The following is a 16013-nucleotide window of genomic DNA, read 5'->3' as shown; positions in this document are numbered from 1 at the left end:
CGCATCAGGAGGTTGACGCGCGTCACATTTTTGTTGAATCGTGTCAGCCAATTATTCCTGGGATTTCACAACCTGCCAGGCAGCTTCCATCTGTTCGAGGGTCGCCTGCTGCATTTCCATCCCCTGTGCGGCAATAATCTGCTCAACCTGGCGAAAACGACGTTCAAACTTGGTGTTGGCCTTTTGCAGCGCGGTTTCGGCTTTGCTACCGAGGTGCCGTGACAGGTTAACCGTGGCAAACAGCAAATCACCAATCTCTTCTTCCAGCTTGTCCTGATCGATAACCGCCTGCTGCGCTTCGTGCATCACTTCATCAATCTCTTCATGCACTTTATCAAGCACCGGCCCAATCGTGGCCCAGTCGAAGCCGACATTACTGCAACGCTTCTGGATTTTATGGGCACGCATCAGAGCGGGCAAGGCCTGCGGGATATCATCCAGCGCCGAATGCTGGGCTTTTCCGGCACGCTCATCGCTTTTAATTTTTTCCCAGTTCACCAGCACCTCAGCGCTATCGCTGACCTGCACATCGGCAAAGATATGCGGGTGGCGGCGCTCCAGTTTGTCGCTGATGGCATGACAGATATCATCGAAGTTAAAGCGCCCCTCTTCCTGTGCCATCTGGGCGTAGAACACCACCTGGAACAGTAAATCACCCAGCTCACCGCGCAGATCATCAAAGTCGGCGCGGTTTATCGCGTCAATCACTTCATAGGTTTCTTCGAGGGTATAAGGGGCGATAGAGGCAAAGGTCTGCTGGCGATCCCACGGGCAACCGTTTTCCGGATCGCGCAGGGTTTTCATGATGCCCAGCAGGCGATCGAGAGAAGTCATAAAATTTCCTGATTTAAGTTTAAAACCGGCCACGCCGTGGCGTAACTGGCGCAGGCAGTTTGTTCACCGCCAGCGCACAATCCCCCGGGAGCATACATGAGTATGTGACCAGGGGTGAGCACTGCCGGGGGACAAAATGGCAAGTAAAGTCGCCAACTGACAGATTAATGAAGACGTTTAGCGTCGATGATATCTGGGACCTGGTTAAGCCGCGCTATCACCCGGCTCAACACCTGCTGGTTATAGATCTCAATATCCATATCAATCGTCGCCAGCTGTTTTTTGGTGTCGCTGTGGCTGGATACGCCCAGCACGTTCACTTTTTCATTGGCCAGGATGGTAGTGATATCGCGCAGCAGGCCGCTGCGGTCATTCGCCGTCACACGCACCACCAACGAATAACCGCTGGAATAAGTCTCACCCCAGACCGCGTCGACGATACGTTCCTGCGCATGAGACATCAGATCCGCCAGCTGATCGCAGTCGGCGCGGTGAATCGAAATACCGCGTCCCTGGGTGATAAATCCGGTGATATCGTCACCCGGAATGGGCTGGCAGCAGCGCGCAATGTGGTGCATCAGATTACCCACGCCTTCCACCACCACACGGCCGCTCTCTTTGCTACGCGGCACGCTGTTGGAGGTTTTCTGCGTCAGTTTTTGCAGCGCCTCACGATCTTCTTCCTCGGCGCTTGGCTTGTGCAGCTTCGACTGCAGGAAGTTGCTCATCTGGTTGAGGCGAACGTCACCGCCGCCGATTGCCGCCAGCAACTCATCCAGGGTATTGAAGTTATAGCGCGGCAGCAGCAGCTTTTCGGCATCTTTCAGATTGATATCAAGATGGTCCAGTTCGCTGTCGAGGATCTGACGCCCGGCAATAATATTCTTGTCGCGATCCTGCTTGCGGAACCAGGCATGGATCTTCGAGCGCCCCCGGCTGGTGGTGACATAGCCCAGGTTCGGGTTCAGCCAGTCGCGACTTGGGTTTGGCTGCCTCTGGGTGATGATGTCAATCTGGTCGCCCATCTGTAACTGATAGGTGAACGGCACAATGCGCCCGCTAATCTTCGCGCCGATGCAACGGTGGCCGATATCGCTGTGGATATGGTAAGCAAAGTCCAGCGGCGTGGAACCGGCCGGCAGGTCGACTACATCGCCTTTCGGGGTAAAGACGTAAACCCGGTCGTCGAACACCTGGCTGCGCACTTCGTCGAGCAGCTCGCCGGTGTCCGCCATCTCTTCCTGCCAGGTGATCAGCTTACGCAGCCAGGCAATGCGCTCTTCGTGGCCGGAAGCCCCGCGTGCGCTGCCACTTGCCGCGCCTTCTTTATATTTCCAGTGCGCGGCCACGCCCAGCTCGGCATCTTCATGCATCTGGCGGGTACGAATCTGGATCTCGACGGTTTTGCCTTTTGGCCCGAGAACCACAGTATGAATAGACTGATAACCGTTCGGTTTGGGGTTGGCAACGTAGTCGTCAAACTCACTCGGTAAATGGCGGTAGAGCGTATGGACAATCCCCAGCGCGCCATAACAGTCCTGTAAGCGTTCTGCCACGATGCGCACTGCGCGTACATCGAACAACTCATCAAACGACAGCGACTTTTTCTGCATCTTGCGCCAGATGCTGTAGATGTGTTTTGGGCGGCCGTACACTTCGGCCTTCACACCCTCTTTCACAATCTCCGTGCGCAGCGACTGCACGAAGGTATCAATGTAGTCTTCCCGATCGATACGGCGCTCGTGCAGCAGCTTGGCAATACGTTTGTATTCGTCCGGATGCAGATAACGGAAGCAGAAGTCTTCCAGCTCCCATTTCAGCTGGCCGATGCCCAGGCGGTTTGCCAGCGGGGCATAAATATTGGTGCACTCTTTTGCCGCCAGTACGCGTTCATCTTCCGGCGCGTCTTTCACTTCACGCAGGTGGGCGATACGCTCCGCCAGCTTGATAACCACGCAGCGGAAATCTTCCACCATCGCCAGCAGCATGCGGCGCACATTATCGACCTGCTCTGAGGCCATCGAATCATTGTGGGTGGCTTTTAGCTGACGGATGGCATCCATATCGCGCACGCCATGTACCAGCGAGACAATGGCTTTACCGTGCTGCTCTTCCAGAACCTGCTCGCTCACCACATTGGCATCAGCCAGAGGGAACAGCAAAGCCGCACGCAGCGTTTCGTTGTCCATGCTGAGCATCGAGAGGATTTCCACCATCTCGACGCCACGCCACAGTAACAGTGCCGCATCAGGATGATTTTTGGTCGCTGTTTCACAATAGCGCCAGGTATCGGCCAGTCGTTCACATGACTGCTGGTTGGAGATCCCCAGACTGGTGATCCATTGGTCGAGCGCGAACTCGCCAGCCGTATTCAGATGTGCACTTCTTACCGCAACCATATCCTCTCCTGGCATAGCCCCTTGTTCAGGGGCTTATTTCGGCTTAACAGCACCATGGATCTTCTCCTCACACCGGGTTCACTCACCGGGCGGCGATATCCGTTCCAATGGGTAGCTGGACGTCAGTCATTGGTCAGCGTCCCGGGCACGCATCGTAACGTGGCAAAATATAGACCATCATTTGCGGCGCAAGTTTTATTTGCATCAGCATGACGCCAGCCGCCGCGTTCAGATTATTTAATCCTGCATTATACGCAGCCTTCGCCCCTAATGCTGCAACGCCTTCCACACCTGCGACATTTTCGGCCACTTTTCCCATTGTCTGGATAAAATTTACCATATCGACAGTATATTTCGGCTGCGCACAACAGTTCTGCCCGCCGTTTTAGCTTAGGATTATGCGAAAACTGTTCCAGTTTTTAAAAAAAATCAGCATTCCACGTTAAAATACACGGGGGAACCGATGCAGGCCCTTCCCCATAAGCGCCCCGCCGCTTTCACACCACTGTTTCGCCATAACGCGCGACACAAAGCGGCAGCATCAATCTGAAAAAATGCATGATGTTCGCGCTTCACTATGGGGCAACACGCTATTTTTCCGGGTAAAATTTCATGATTGTGTCTTTGCGATTCACACGTCATCATTATTGGCAGGAAAATCGGGTATTGCCTGCCTCTGAAGAGGCAATTCAGCCTGTTCAGAGTACAAAGCCAGCTGGACGGCACAGAGCGAAACATCTCGCACAGGGAATATTATGACCAAATACAGCCTGCGGGCTCGAATGATGATTTTGATTCTGGCACCGACGCTGATGATTGGGCTGCTGCTCTCCACGTTTTTCGTCGTCAACCGTTATAACGAATTACAGAGCCAGCTCACCGATGCCGGGGTCAACATTATCGAACCGCTGGCGGTCTCAAGTGAATATGGCATGACCTTTCACAGCAAAGAGTCCGTTCGTCAACTGGTCAGCCTGCTGCATCGCCGCCATTCGGATATTGTGCGGGCAATTTCGGTTTTCGACGATCACAATCAGTTGTTTGTTACGTCAAACTACCACCAGACACCCGACCTTCTGCGCCTGCCGGACAATACGCCGTTAACCACTCGCTACATGAAACAGCGCCACGGCAACTCTGTGATCCTGCGTACGCCCATCCTCTCCGAAAGCTATTATCCGGATGAATCACCAGGCCAGGATGCCAAACCCAATGGTAACCCCCTCGGTTACGTCGCCATTGAACTGGATCTGCAATCCGTCAGGCTACAGCAGTATAAAGAGGTGTTTATCTCTACCCTGCTGCTCCTGCTGTGCCTGTGTATTGCCATGCTGTTTGCCTACCGTCTGATGCGCGATGTCACCGGGCCGATCCGCAATATGGTGAGTACCGTTGACCGTATCCGACGCGGTCAGCTCGACAGCCGCGTAGAAGGACATATGCTGGGTGAGCTTGACGTGCTGAAAAATGGCATCAACTCCATGGCCATGTCGCTCACCGCCTATCACGAAGAGATGCAGCAGAATATCGACCAGGCGACGTCTGACTTGCGTGAAACGCTGGAACAGATGGAGATCCAAAACGTCGAGTTGGATTTGGCGAAAAAACGTGCCCAGGAAGCCGCACGTATCAAATCAGAGTTCCTCGCCAATATGTCACATGAGCTGCGCACGCCGTTAAACGGCGTGATTGGCTTTACCCGCCAGACGCTGAAAACCACGCTGAACTCGACCCAACGCGATTATCTTCATACCATTGAGCGCTCGGCGAATAACCTGTTAAGCATCATTAATGACGTGCTCGACTTCTCGAAACTTGAAGCCGGTAAATTGATTCTGGAGACGATCCCCTTCCCGCTGCGTGCCACGCTGGATGAGGTGGTGGTTCTGCTGGCGCAGTCCGCACACGATAAAGGGCTGGAACTGACGCTCAATATTCAGAGTGACGTGCCGGATAATGCCATCGGCGATCCGCTGCGCATGCAGCAAATTATCGTCAACCTGCTCGGCAACGCGATCAAGTTCACCGAGCACGGCAATATTGATATTCGCGTAGAGAAACGCGCCCTGAGCAATAACCGTATGGAGCTGGAAGTTCAGATTCATGACAGCGGGATTGGGATTTCCGAGAAGCAGCAGTCGCAGCTGTTCCAGGCGTTCCGCCAGGCGGATGCCAGCATTTCACGCCGTCACGGCGGCACCGGGCTGGGCCTTGTGATCACACAGAAACTGGTGAATGAAATGGGCGGTGAAATCTCTTTCCACAGCCGCCTCAACCACGGTTCCACCTTCTGGTTCCACGTTAACCTTGCCCTGAACCCGAATGCCGCCAGCGATCCCCGTGTGATGGATTGTATCGAAGGCCAGCGCATGGCTTATGTGGAACCTAACGCTACGGCAGCGAAAGCACTGATGGAGATGCTGGCCGCGACACCGATGAACATCAGCTACAGCCCGTCACTCAGTGAACTTCCAGAGGCACATTATGATGTGCTGCTGATGGGCGTGCCAGTGGCCGATCCGCAGAACCTTGAGATCACCGGGGAACAGCTGACGCCGATCCTGCAACGTGCTAACAGTGTCATTATGGCCCTGCCATTCCAGATGCAGGTCTATGCGGAAGAGCTTAAAGCACGCGGCGTGACGGCCTGCCTGATTAAACCGATATCCATGACCCGTCTGATCCCCGTTCTGGTCGATCACCACCACCGTGATGCGCTGCCGTTTGCGGAACGCCAGCGCCTGCCGCTACGCGTGATGGCGGTAGATGACAACCTGGCTAACCTGAAACTGATTGGTGCGCTGCTGGAAGAACAGGTCGCGCATATTGTGCTGTGTGACAGCGGTGAAGCGGCGATTAATCAGGCGCGTCATCAGCATCTGGATATTATTTTAATGGATATTCAGATGCCGGAGATCGACGGCATTCGTGCCAGTGAAGCGATTCGTACCCTCCCGCAGCACGCCAATACACCGATTGTCGCGGTCACGGCACATGCGCTGGATGGTGAACGGGAGCTGCTGATCAAAGCAGGGATGAACGATTATCTCGCCAAACCTATTGATGAGCAGAAACTCAGCCGACTGCTGGCACGCTATACGCCGGGCGGGCAACGGATGTCGCTGCCTGTGATTGAAGTACCGGCATCCCTCGACTGGGCACTGGCATTGCGCCAGGCCGCGAACAAACCCGATCTGGCGCGTGATTTGTTGCAGATGTTGGTGGATTTCTTACCAGAAGTGCAGATGCTGATAGAGCAATATACGACGGAGAATAATACCCCTGCCCTGCGCGATATCATTCATAAACTACATGGTAGCGCCAGCTACAGCGGCGTGCCACGCATGAAGCAACTCTGCCTGGCACTGGAACAGAGCCTGCGTCAAAGCGAGGATATTACCCGGGTAGAGCCTGAGTTGTTTGAGCTACTGGATGAGATGCAGAACGTGGCGCGACTGGCGAAGGAACGGTTGAAACTGTAGGTTTTGGATAATGAGCAGAGCGGGCCTGCGTTGCAGACCCGCCCGTCGATTATCCGATCAGCTTAGCCCACTGCTCAACCCAGGGAGAAGTGACCTCTTCCGGTTCCGGATTTTCCGTCGCATCGACCAGCAGGATCTCACCCACGCGGATAGCACTTTGATCCTGTAACAGGTCAGCAAACTTTTTGCCGCCGCCGCAGAACTCATCATAGCTACTGTCGCCTAGCGCGATAATGCCGTAACGCAGCTCTGGCTGGTAACCCAGCTTATCTTTGATGCCAGCAAACAGCGTAGCAATGCTGTCTGGCAGGTCACCCTGTCCGGTGGTTGACGTGATCACCAGCACGGCTTTCTGCGCATAGCGCTGCCAGTCTTCCAGCGTGGGATCTTCAAAAATCTTCACCTGGTGGCCCGCTGCTGCCAGCAGCGGTTCCGCCTCTTCAGCCACTAACAGGGCATTACCGTAAACGGTACCAACAAAAATGCCTATCTCAGCCATGCTCTTCTCCATTATGGGATGATTGTCGTTGTTCACTATCCTGCGGGCTTTCTGCCGCGAACTCAACCCGTGGAATATCAGGGAGACAGTGCTGCCAGTTGAACAGCATCATCGCGGTTTGCCAAACCTCATCCAGCCCGGCACGCAGCACCAATGGCTCCCGGGTTACCGGGTGCGTGAGGCACAGCTCACTGGCGTGCAGCATCAGGCGATTCATGCCAAAGTTCGCCGCCGCACTGCGATTCTGCTTCAGATCGCCATGGGCACTGTCGCCGATAATCGGGTGGCGCAGATGGGTCATATGACGACGCAGCTGATGCTTACGCCCGGATTCCGGTTTCATCTCGACCAGTGAATAGCGAGAGGTTTGGTAAGGCCCAACCGGCACAGGCAGCTCGGCGGTAGCCAGCCCACGCCAGTGGGTGACGGCCGACTGCGGGGCTTTCTCAGGCTGGCTAAACTTATCAGCAATTTTGTCCAGCTCTTCGGTCAGCGCATAATCCAGCACCTCATCACCTTCCAGCCAGCCGCGCACCACGGCATGATAGGTTTTCTGCAACTGATGCTGTTCAAACTGTTCTGACAGTAAACGCGCCACTTCACTCGACAGCGCCATCAGCAACACGCCGGACGTTGGCCGATCCAACCGATGCACGGTAAACACGTGCTGACCAATCTGGTCTCGTACCGTTTGCATGACAAAACGGGTTTCATGACGATCCAGCCAACTGCGGTGAACCAGCCAACCGGATGGCTTATTCACCGCCACCAGCCACTGATCCTGATAGATAATCTCCAGCATCAGTTGTGTGACTCAAATAACTGGTCGAAGGCATTTAAACGGTGCAACAGCTGCGCGCGCTCTGGGGTTTCACCTTCCAGCCACACTTCATAATAGGGGGCAATCGCCAGCGTTGTAGGCAACGGTGCTGCGGCATCCAACAGCGCCTGCATGCGCGGCAGGAATATCCATTGCAGCCATTGTAATGGCGTCATGGTATCGACGCAGAAAGGTTCTGTGCTGGCAAGCGCCTCACTATTTGGGGCAACAGCCTGCCACAGACCCGCCTGTTTAAGCTGCGTTTCAATGGCCAGCAACCGTTCCTGAACCTGTTGTTCACGGCTCATGAGCAACCTCCTGATTAAACAATGGGGATAAAGGGCGCAAAGCATAGCATCCGCACCGTGCCGGGTAAAAATTTCAACGAAAAAAGGGGCACTGTATATACAGTGCCCCTGGTCCGTTTGCAGCGTTCCAGCTACATTTATGCTCCCTGCTCGTCCTTGAAAACTATTCCTGTCGCTCTCCGTAGCGTGCACCATCCTGATGCAAATCCTTTGGCGTCCATGACCACCGACTGCCTTGTTCGGTCCACATTCTCCGTCCTGGAGGTGTCCTTTACCTCTTCCTGAGGTTTCCTCGCTTCAATCCGGAAGCCTTTCCCTGATACGTCATCCTGACGGGTCCAACTCATTCCGTGAGTACATCGTCCTGATGTTCGTCCAGTCCTAAGCATCCTTTGCGATGGGTGCTATTTTGCCCGTTCAGCATAAGCAAACAAGACACCCGTGCCAGTTTTTTTAGGCATCTCACAGGCTGATTATCACAATCAATCTCCTAACATGATGATCTACAATATTTTTACATTTATAACGATTGAGATGTCTGCATCAGAGGGATGCGATCTCTCACAGACCCTGTGAGACATCTCGCACAAGACCAATGGGCAAACTCGCATCAATGTTCGCTAAGGGGTTGTAAGGAAATAAGAAAGTTCTTAAGAGAGGGGGCGATAACTTGTCGTTTCTGGGTACCTAACTGCTCAATAATCACTTCACCATTAAGGTTACAAACCGATACTACCTCCAGTTCAGACTCGGTGGTGGCGATAAACAGCGTAGGAGAGTGTTTAAGGCGACGCTTCATGACCAGATGCCCGATCAGGTTCTCCTGCACGCGCACAAAATCGTCTTCACTCCACACCTGTACTAATGACACTCTGTTTCCGGCAAAAGTTCCCACCATGTCTCCGCTAAATTGCGCGGTATAGAATCCGGTGACTGAAGGCTGCAAGCTGATATCGAGTGCGCGTTCAACGGCATCCAGGTTTTTTGCCAGCGTAAACGGCTGTGGCTGCCACCAGGCTTCTTCATTATGGGTGGCGATAACACAGGGCGAGGGAATGCCATGCAGATCGGCGCTCGCCGGAGCATGGCCATGTTGTTGCTGCCAGAGATCGCAATAGCGCTGACTGAAATCGCGTAAGGCCTGGGAGGTTTCTTCGATCATTATTTTTTCACTCTTTGCTGGCTGGGTTACACTGACAACCTGATGTACGCATTGGTACACAATAGTCTTCAAGCTGCCTGCCGCGGCGGGCACCCTAAGGTAACACAAGGTAACACCATGTCTTCATACGACCATCACCAGGCACTGGAAGGCCTGACTCTGGGGAAACCCACAGAATATCATGACACCTATCAACCTGAACTGTTGCAGGCTGTACCGCGCAGCCTGAACCGCGAGCCGCTGGGCCTGTATCCCGATAATCTGCCCTTCAGCGGTGCGGATATCTGGACGCTGTATGAATTATCCTGGCTGAACAGCAAAGGGCTGCCACAGGTGGCTCTGGGTGAAGTTACACTGGATGCAGGCAGCGTTAATCTTATTGAGTCCAAAAGTTTTAAGCTGTATCTGAACAGTTTTAATCAAACGCCATTTGCCGACTGGGGTGAAGTCCGTCAGACGCTGGAACGTGATCTAACAGCCTGCGCTGAGGGTAAAGTCAGCGTTGCACTGTTCCGACTGCAGGAGATTGAAAGCCAGCCCATCGGGCGCTTTAATGGCGAATGTATTGATGAGCAGGACATTGTGATTGATAACTATCAGTTCAATGCCGACTACCTACGCGATGCCACCAGCAACGAACGGGTCGAGGAGCAACTGGTCAGTCACCTGCTGAAATCCAACTGCCTGATCACTAACCAACCGGACTGGGGTTCAGTGCAGATCAGTTATCGTGGCCCGCGCATTCAGCGCGAGGCATTACTGCGTTATCTGGTTTCGTTCCGCCATCATAACGAGTTCCATGAACAGTGCGTCGAGCGTATTTTTAGCGATATTCTGCGTTACTGCCAGCCAGAAAGTCTGAGCGTTTATGCCCGCTATACGCGGCGTGGCGGTCTGGATATTAATCCCTGGCGTACCAACGATAAGTTTGTCGCCAGCCGTTCACGACTGGTCCGTCAGTAAATCGCCGATTGCAACGTTAAGCTATTGTTTAATATCACTGGAAAAGGCTACTCTGACGCTGGGCTGCGATAGCAGCCCTGGGACATTTTGCTTTTGTGATCGTCACATCACGGAGTTACTGCACCCCTGGCGGGTGTAAAGGAGTTCACTTGATTACACATGTCAGTCCTCTCGGCTCAATGGACCTGCTTTCACAGCTCGAAGTCGATATGCTGAAGCGCACGGCCAGCAGCGATCTCTATCAATTATTCCGTAACTGCTCACTCGCCGTACTGAATTCAGGCAGCCAGACCGACAGCAGCCATGAACTACTTTCCCGCTTCGAAAGCTTTGACATTAACGTGCTGCGCCGTGAGCGCGGCGTCAAACTGGAACTGATCAACCCGCCAGAAGAGGCATTTGTTGACGGGCGCATTATTCGCGCGCTTCAGGCTAACCTGTTTGCGGTTCTGCGCGACATTCTGTTCCTCAATGGCCAGATCGATAACGCCGGGCGTTTCCAACAGTTAAAAGCCGAAGATCCGGTGCATATCACCAACCTGGTGTTCTCTATTCTGCGTAATGCGCGCGCGCTGCACGTGGGTGAAGAGCCGAATACCGTGGTGTGCTGGGGGGGGCACTCAATCAATGCCATTGAATACCAATACTGCCGCAACGTCGGCTCCCAGCTTGGCCTGCGTGAACTGAATATCTGCACCGGCTGCGGGCCGGGTGTGATGGAAGCACCGATGAAAGGGGCGGCGGTAGGTCATGCCCAGCAGCGCTACAGAGATAGCCGTTTTATCGGTCTGACCGAGCCATCGATCATTGCTGCCGAGCCGCCTAACCCGCTGGTAAACGAACTGATCATCATGCCGGATATCGAAAAACGCCTGGAAGCGTTTGTGCGTATCGCCCACGGTATTATCATCTTCCCTGGGGGCGTTGGCACAGCCGAGGAGCTGCTGTATCTGCTGGGGATCCTGATGAACCCGCACAACCATGATCAGGTGCTGCCGCTGATCCTCACTGGGCCAAAAGAGAGTGCCGACTACTTCCGCGTGCTGGATGAGTTTATTGTCAGCACCCTCGGGGATGAAGCGCGTAAACACTACACCATCATTATTGATGATGCGGCCGAAGTGGCACGTCTGATGAAACAAGCGATGCCGAAAGTGAAAGAGTATCGCCGCGAAACGGGCGATGCTTACAGCTTCAACTGGGCGCTGCGCATTGCTCCCGACCTGCAAATGCCGTTTATGCCAAGCCATGAAAATATGGCGAACCTCAATCTTTCTCCCGACCAGCCTGCCGAACAGCTGGCAGCCGCACTGCGTCGGGCGTTCTCCGGCATCGTGGCCGGAAACGTGAAAGATGTCGGCATTAAGGCCATCCAGGAAAAAGGGCCGTACAAACTGCACGGCGACCCGGAAATCATGCGTCGCATGGATGATCTGCTGCAAGGGTTTGTCGCGCAGCATCGTATGAAGCTGCCGGGCAGCGCGTATATCCCCTGCTACGAAATCATTAAGTAAAGAGCGGCCTGCGGGCCGCTCAGGGTTATCTGATGATACATCTGTTAATTATCGATGCGCTGAATCTGATTCGGCGCATTCATGCGGTTCAGGGTTCCCCGTGCCAGGAAACCTGTCTGAATGCCCTGCACCAATTGTTGCTCCACACACGCCCAACGCACGCCGTGGCCGTTTTTGATGATGATGATCGTAGCGACAGCTGGCGCCATCAGATCCTGCCTGACTATAAAGCAGGACGTTCACCGATGCCGGATGCCCTGCGTGATGAAATGCCGCTGCTGCGGGCTGCCTTTGCCAGCATTGGCGTGGCCAGCTGGCACTCAAAAGGTGATGAAGCTGACGATCTGGCCGCAACACTCGCCAGCAAGGTCGCTTCCGCAGGCCATCAGGCAACGATTGTCTCAACCGATAAAGGCTACTGCCAGCTGCTGGCACCCACCATTCAAATCCGCGACTACTTCCAGAAGCGCTGGCTGGATGTCCCTTTTATTGCCGCAGAATTTGGCGTGGCTCCGGCACAGCTGACCGATTACTGGGGACTGGCAGGGATCAGCAGCAGTAAAATCCCCGGCGTTGCGGGCATTGGTGGCAAAAGTGCCAGCCAGCTACTGCAACAATTCGGCAGTCTGGCGCAAATTTATCAGCAGCTGGATCAGGTACCGGAAAAATGGCGCAAAAAGCTGGCCGAACATCAACAGATGGCGGAAATTTGTCAGCAGGTGGCAACGCTTAAAACGGATTTAGTACTGGAAGGGAATTTGAAAGATTTACGCCTGCCGTAAACGGCGGAAAAACCATACGTAAGGTCCGCGCTGAGGGCCGATCGAAACACACGATCGGCCCCCTACGTTAGGTTTATCGCTCGTCGCGACGGCCCGGTTCCGCACTCCAGATGCGGCGGATATGTACTGTCACTTCTTCACGATCGTGATAAAGCTGACGCGCCTGAATCTGTGCGTTGATGCCGTTCTCTTTCAGCCTTTCATCGATCATCGCCAGGTTCTGCGAGACCTCTTCATAGCGTTTTTTCATCGGCAACTTGAGGTTAAAGATCGCTTCACGGCACCAGCCATTCACCAGCCAGTCCGCCATCAGATTGGCCACGCGCACCGGTTTTTCTACCATGTCGCAGACCACCCAATAGTTATCCCGACGCGTTGGGCGATATTTGAAGCCGTCTTCACGCTGGTGGAAAACCTGCCCGGTATCCATCAGGCTCGGTGCCATCGGGCCGTTATCAACCGCATTGACCATCATGCTGCGCTGCACAAGCTGATAGGTCCAGCCGCCAGGACAAGCACCGAGATCTACCGCCCACATACCGCTTGCCAGGCGCTCATCCCACTCGTCGGCAGGAATAAACACATGAAAAGCCTCTTCCAGCTTCAGCGTGGAACGGCTTGGCGCATCGGAAGGGAACTTAAGGCGCGGGATGCCCATAAACAGCGCGGAATTATTATGCGGCAGGGAATACCCGACATAACAGCAGCCTGAAGCAATAAAAAACACGTGAACCACCGGGCGCTTATTGCTTTCATAATTAAGCAGAATGCCATCTTTACGCAGGCTGGCACGCAGCGGAACGGTAAACTTACGGCAGAACTTCAGCAGCTCTTTGCTGGCATTGGTATCCGGCACTTCAACGCGCAGATCGCCGCCCTTCTCCACCACGCCAGTCAGCATCCCCGCAACAGGTGAGATGCGATCGTCGGTTGGCAGGTCGCGCAGCAGCTCACCCACGACGATCATCTGACGGGAGAAAATCAGTTCGCTGAACGGCAGCTCATTGATCAGCTTTTCTGCTTCCCCCTGCTGATAGCACTCAAACAACACGTAGGCAGAGTCATCTTTCACGCGGGCAAAGCCGTACACTTCGCGTTCAGCGGCTTTGGCGGTAATTTCGGCCGCACACTCTTTCTCAAAACCCTGACGGCAATACAGTAAAATTTTATTCATGGCGATCTGCCCTTTTTTTCAGACGCAGCGCGCCAACCAACATCAGAACCCACCCGATCAGGAAGCCAGTGCCGCCAATCGGGGTGATATAAACCCATAACTTCAGGTGCGACAGCGCCAGACAGTAAAGGCTGCCGCTGAACAATACCGTACCCAACGCTAAAAACGCGCTGCTCCAGTAAAACCAGATATTTGCCCTGCGCAGCATCGCTGCTGCCATACCGAGTATCGCCAGGGTGTGAAACGCCTGGTACTCCAGCCCGGTTTTCATCCAGGCCATCTCTGCGCTTCCCAGCGACTTGCTTAATACGTGGGCACCAAAGGCCCCCAGCATCACGTAGAAGAATCCACTGATGGCGGAGAAAATCAGCATTGCACGACTGGACATGACACCATCCTCTATCCGGGAAGGGAGATCCCTCCCTGCCTCTTTATTCATTACCCCTGCCACCTAGCCGCAAGGGCAGCGCGATCAGTGCTCGTAGCGAAAGCGAAATTTTTCTTGTTCGCTGGCCGCTTTTGCCAGGATCCACTGACGGAAGGCGGCTATTTTACCCAGTTCTGCCTGACTGTCATGACAAACCAGATAAAAAGCATTTTTACTGACTAATACATCATTAAACGGGCACACCAGCCTGCCCGCTTCAATCTCGCTCTGCGCCATCACGTTATTCGCCAGCGCCACGCCCTGACCGTGGATCGCGGCCTGGAGCACCATGGCACTGTGGCTGAAAATCGGCCCGTGCTGCACATTAATGCTGTTCAGCCCCAGTTGGCGGGTATAAGCCTGCCAGTCACGACGGGATGCATCATGCAGTAACGTATGCTCCGCCAGTGCCGCAGGCGACGTCAGCGGGCGCTCGCCCGTTAACAGCAGCGGCGAACAGACCGGCAGCAGGTATTCCGCATAGAGTTTTTCCACCCGCAGACCCGGCCAGTTGCCACGTCCGTAGAAAATCGCCACATCAACATCATCGGCCAGTTTCTCTTCATCGCGGTCCACCGCCTGGATACGAACATCAATTCCCGGATAAGCTGAGTTAAAGCTGGTCAGTCTTGGCACCAGCCACTGAATGGCAAAACTCGGCAGTAAACTGACCGTCAGTGCGCCTTTAGCACTGCGGGCTTGTAGCTTGCGCGTGGCATCATTCAGGGCGGTGAAAATTTCTTTAATATCGAGATAATAGCTCTGCCCTTCTTCCGTCAGCAGCAGCGATCGGTTACGTCGGCGAAACAGCTTAAGGCCGAGAAAGTCCTCCAGTGACTTGATTTGATGACTGACAGCAGCTTGAGTCACAAACAGTTCTTCTGCGGCTCGGGTAAAACTGAGATGACGCGCAGCCGCGTCGAAAACCCGCAGCGCATTCAAAGGTGGTAAACGTTTAGACATGGTAGATGGGTGCTTTTCATCGAGGCCGGGCGCCGCTCTGTTACACAGAGTTACGTATTAGTTTTTTTTATCCGAGGCATTATAAATTGTCCGTTGAGGAACTGCCAGCAAATACCTATAGTTGCGCCACTTCCTGAGCCGGAACGAAAAGTGTTTTGAAATTTGGTGTTAACTCGCGGAATTTTGAGAGGCTTTTGGCTTGTGTCGTGATGTTGTGTTTGCATTTGACCTGACGATTTTCAGGTCTGGTAGCCTGGCTACCTTATATTCCTGTAGATTTACCCTGTCTGTCCATATTGATTTTTAATAGCACCGCCAATCGCGGTGCTTTTTTTTGCCTGCGATTTACTGCCCCATCTCAACCATCTCTTTAACATCTGAGCGGTTAATCTGTTGTTTTGACCCATTGGCATCTTTGTAGCTGATCATCCCGGTATCATCGTCTACCATAGGTTTGCCATCGGCAACGATAGTCCGGCCATCATTGGTATGCATCACATAATTGCTTGAACAGCCAGCCAGCGCTAATGTCATGGCACAGGCTGCAATCACAGCGGCGAGCTTTTTCATTTTTACACCTCCGTTCTGAGACAAGAAGTACGCGATGAGCTGTCAAAATAGCAACAAGAAATGGTGTAACATTCTACTGAGACAGCGCGTCTATTTGCGGGTAAACACTATAAACA

Annotated in this window: 15 protein-coding genes; 4 read left to right on the top strand and 11 right to left on the bottom strand. The window is 53.8% G+C overall.

The window, feature by feature from the left end:
- Window positions 1–51: 51 nt before the first annotated feature.
- The 3 genes from mazG to ACFL9S_RS17385 all read right to left on the bottom strand — a co-directional run bounded on the left by mazG (window position 52) and on the right by ACFL9S_RS17385 (window position 3573).
- Window positions 52–834, bottom strand: coding sequence for a nucleoside triphosphate pyrophosphohydrolase (gene mazG / locus ACFL9S_RS17395; RefSeq protein WP_405263119.1), 783 nt, complete (start codon window positions 832–834; stop codon window positions 52–54).
- Window positions 835–998: 164 nt separating this feature from the next.
- Window positions 999–3233 (bottom strand): GTP diphosphokinase, encoded by a 2235-nt coding sequence (gene relA / locus ACFL9S_RS17390; protein WP_405263118.1) that lies wholly within the window; start codon window positions 3231–3233, stop codon window positions 999–1001.
- Window positions 3234–3366: 133 nt separating this feature from the next.
- Window positions 3367–3573: a hypothetical protein gene (locus ACFL9S_RS17385; protein ID WP_405263117.1), complete on the bottom strand. Its 207-nt coding sequence runs from the start codon at window positions 3571–3573 to the stop codon at window positions 3367–3369.
- A 415-nt stretch (window positions 3574–3988) separates the two neighbouring features.
- Here ACFL9S_RS17385 and barA point away from each other — a divergent pair, with 415 nt between their 5' ends.
- Window positions 3989–6715: a two-component sensor histidine kinase BarA gene (gene barA / locus ACFL9S_RS17380; protein ID WP_405263116.1), complete on the top strand. Its 2727-nt coding sequence runs from the start codon at window positions 3989–3991 to the stop codon at window positions 6713–6715.
- Window positions 6716–6764: 49 nt separating this feature from the next.
- On the opposite strand, the gene ACFL9S_RS17375 is transcribed toward barA, so the two are convergent.
- From ACFL9S_RS17375 to syd, 4 genes are all read right to left on the bottom strand, one after another.
- The gene (locus ACFL9S_RS17375; RefSeq protein WP_405263115.1) at window positions 6765–7214 is read right to left on the bottom strand and encodes a flavodoxin; all 450 of its coding nucleotides are present in this window, start codon (window positions 7212–7214) and stop codon (window positions 6765–6767) included.
- Window positions 7207–8016, bottom strand: a complete 810-nt coding sequence (gene truC / locus ACFL9S_RS17370) for a tRNA pseudouridine(65) synthase TruC (protein WP_405263114.1) — start codon at window positions 8014–8016, stop codon at window positions 7207–7209. Before truC ends, ACFL9S_RS17375 begins: the two co-directional genes overlap by 8 nt.
- Window positions 8016–8342 (bottom strand): YqcC family protein, encoded by a 327-nt coding sequence (locus ACFL9S_RS17365; RefSeq protein ID WP_405263113.1) that lies wholly within the window; start codon window positions 8340–8342, stop codon window positions 8016–8018. The genes truC and ACFL9S_RS17365 overlap by 1 nt, the downstream gene beginning before the upstream one ends.
- 610 nt (window positions 8343–8952) lie before the next feature.
- The gene (gene syd / locus ACFL9S_RS17360; RefSeq protein WP_405263112.1) at window positions 8953–9504 is read right to left on the bottom strand and encodes a SecY-interacting protein; all 552 of its coding nucleotides are present in this window, start codon (window positions 9502–9504) and stop codon (window positions 8953–8955) included.
- A gap of 117 nt (window positions 9505–9621) precedes the next feature.
- Here syd and queF point away from each other — a divergent pair, with 117 nt between their 5' ends.
- The 3 genes from queF to xni all read left to right on the top strand — a co-directional run bounded on the left by queF (window position 9622) and on the right by xni (window position 12763).
- On the top strand, window positions 9622–10467 hold the full coding sequence (gene queF, locus ACFL9S_RS17355) for an NADPH-dependent 7-cyano-7-deazaguanine reductase QueF (protein ID WP_405263111.1): 846 nt from the start codon (window positions 9622–9624) through the stop codon (window positions 10465–10467).
- 149 nt (window positions 10468–10616) lie between these two features.
- Window positions 10617–11981: a nucleotide 5'-monophosphate nucleosidase PpnN gene (ppnN, locus tag ACFL9S_RS17350; protein ID WP_405263110.1), complete on the top strand. Its 1365-nt coding sequence runs from the start codon at window positions 10617–10619 to the stop codon at window positions 11979–11981.
- A gap of 32 nt (window positions 11982–12013) precedes the next feature.
- Entirely contained in the window at window positions 12014–12763 is a 750-nt protein-coding gene (gene xni, locus ACFL9S_RS17345; protein WP_405263109.1) for a flap endonuclease Xni, read from the top strand.
- A 73-nt stretch (window positions 12764–12836) separates the two neighbouring features.
- On the opposite strand, the gene rlmM is transcribed toward xni, so the two are convergent.
- From rlmM to ACFL9S_RS17325, 4 genes are all read right to left on the bottom strand, one after another.
- Window positions 12837–13937, bottom strand: a complete 1101-nt coding sequence (gene rlmM, locus ACFL9S_RS17340; RefSeq protein WP_405263108.1) for a 23S rRNA (cytidine(2498)-2'-O)-methyltransferase RlmM — start codon at window positions 13935–13937, stop codon at window positions 12837–12839.
- Window positions 13930–14325 carry a DUF423 domain-containing protein gene (locus ACFL9S_RS17335; protein WP_405263107.1) on the bottom strand — a complete coding sequence of 132 codons (396 nt, stop codon included), beginning with the start codon at window positions 14323–14325 and terminating at the stop codon, window positions 13930–13932. Before ACFL9S_RS17335 ends, rlmM begins: the two co-directional genes overlap by 8 nt.
- An 84-nt stretch (window positions 14326–14409) precedes the next feature.
- Entirely contained in the window at window positions 14410–15327 is a 918-nt protein-coding gene (locus ACFL9S_RS17330; RefSeq protein ID WP_405263106.1) for a transcriptional regulator GcvA, read from the bottom strand.
- Between the two features lie 345 nt (window positions 15328–15672).
- A complete protein-coding gene (locus tag ACFL9S_RS17325) occupies window positions 15673–15897 on the bottom strand; it encodes a YgdI/YgdR family lipoprotein (RefSeq protein WP_405263105.1) in 225 nt (74 codons plus the stop codon).
- Between the last annotated feature and the right edge of the window lie 116 nt (window positions 15898–16013).

This window comes from Erwinia sp. AnSW2-5 (assembly GCF_045107195.1).
Classification (GTDB): domain Bacteria; phylum Pseudomonadota; class Gammaproteobacteria; order Enterobacterales; family Enterobacteriaceae; genus Erwinia.
This window is presented reverse-complemented; position numbering and strand designations above follow the sequence as displayed.

Bases quoted from the DNA above. Each gene is read 5' to 3' on its own strand.
- rlmM (WP_405263108.1), bottom strand. From the start codon at position 13,937: ATGAATAAAATTTTACTGTATTGCCGTCAGGGTTTTGAGAAAGAGTGT.
- ACFL9S_RS17375 (WP_405263115.1), bottom strand. From the start codon at position 7,214: ATGGCTGAGATAGGCATTTTTGTTGGTACCGTTTACGGTAATGCCCTG.
- ACFL9S_RS17325 (WP_405263105.1), bottom strand. From the start codon at position 15,897: ATGAAAAAGCTCGCCGCTGTGATTGCAGCCTGTGCCATGACATTAGCG.
- ACFL9S_RS17385 (WP_405263117.1), bottom strand. From the start codon at position 3,573: ATGGTAAATTTTATCCAGACAATGGGAAAAGTGGCCGAAAATGTCGCA.
- xni (WP_405263109.1), top strand. From the start codon at position 12,014: ATGATACATCTGTTAATTATCGATGCGCTGAATCTGATTCGGCGCATT.
- barA (WP_405263116.1), top strand. From the start codon at position 3,989: ATGACCAAATACAGCCTGCGGGCTCGAATGATGATTTTGATTCTGGCA.
- ACFL9S_RS17335 (WP_405263107.1), bottom strand. From the start codon at position 14,325: ATGTCCAGTCGTGCAATGCTGATTTTCTCCGCCATCAGTGGATTCTTC.
- ACFL9S_RS17365 (WP_405263113.1), bottom strand. From the start codon at position 8,342: ATGAGCCGTGAACAACAGGTTCAGGAACGGTTGCTGGCCATTGAAACG.
- syd (WP_405263112.1), bottom strand. From the start codon at position 9,504: ATGATCGAAGAAACCTCCCAGGCCTTACGCGATTTCAGTCAGCGCTAT.
- queF (WP_405263111.1), top strand. From the start codon at position 9,622: ATGTCTTCATACGACCATCACCAGGCACTGGAAGGCCTGACTCTGGGG.
- truC (WP_405263114.1), bottom strand. From the start codon at position 8,016: ATGCTGGAGATTATCTATCAGGATCAGTGGCTGGTGGCGGTGAATAAG.
- relA (WP_405263118.1), bottom strand. From the start codon at position 3,233: ATGGTTGCGGTAAGAAGTGCACATCTGAATACGGCTGGCGAGTTCGCG.
- ACFL9S_RS17330 (WP_405263106.1), bottom strand. From the start codon at position 15,327: ATGTCTAAACGTTTACCACCTTTGAATGCGCTGCGGGTTTTCGACGCG.
- mazG (WP_405263119.1), bottom strand. From the start codon at position 834: ATGACTTCTCTCGATCGCCTGCTGGGCATCATGAAAACCCTGCGCGAT.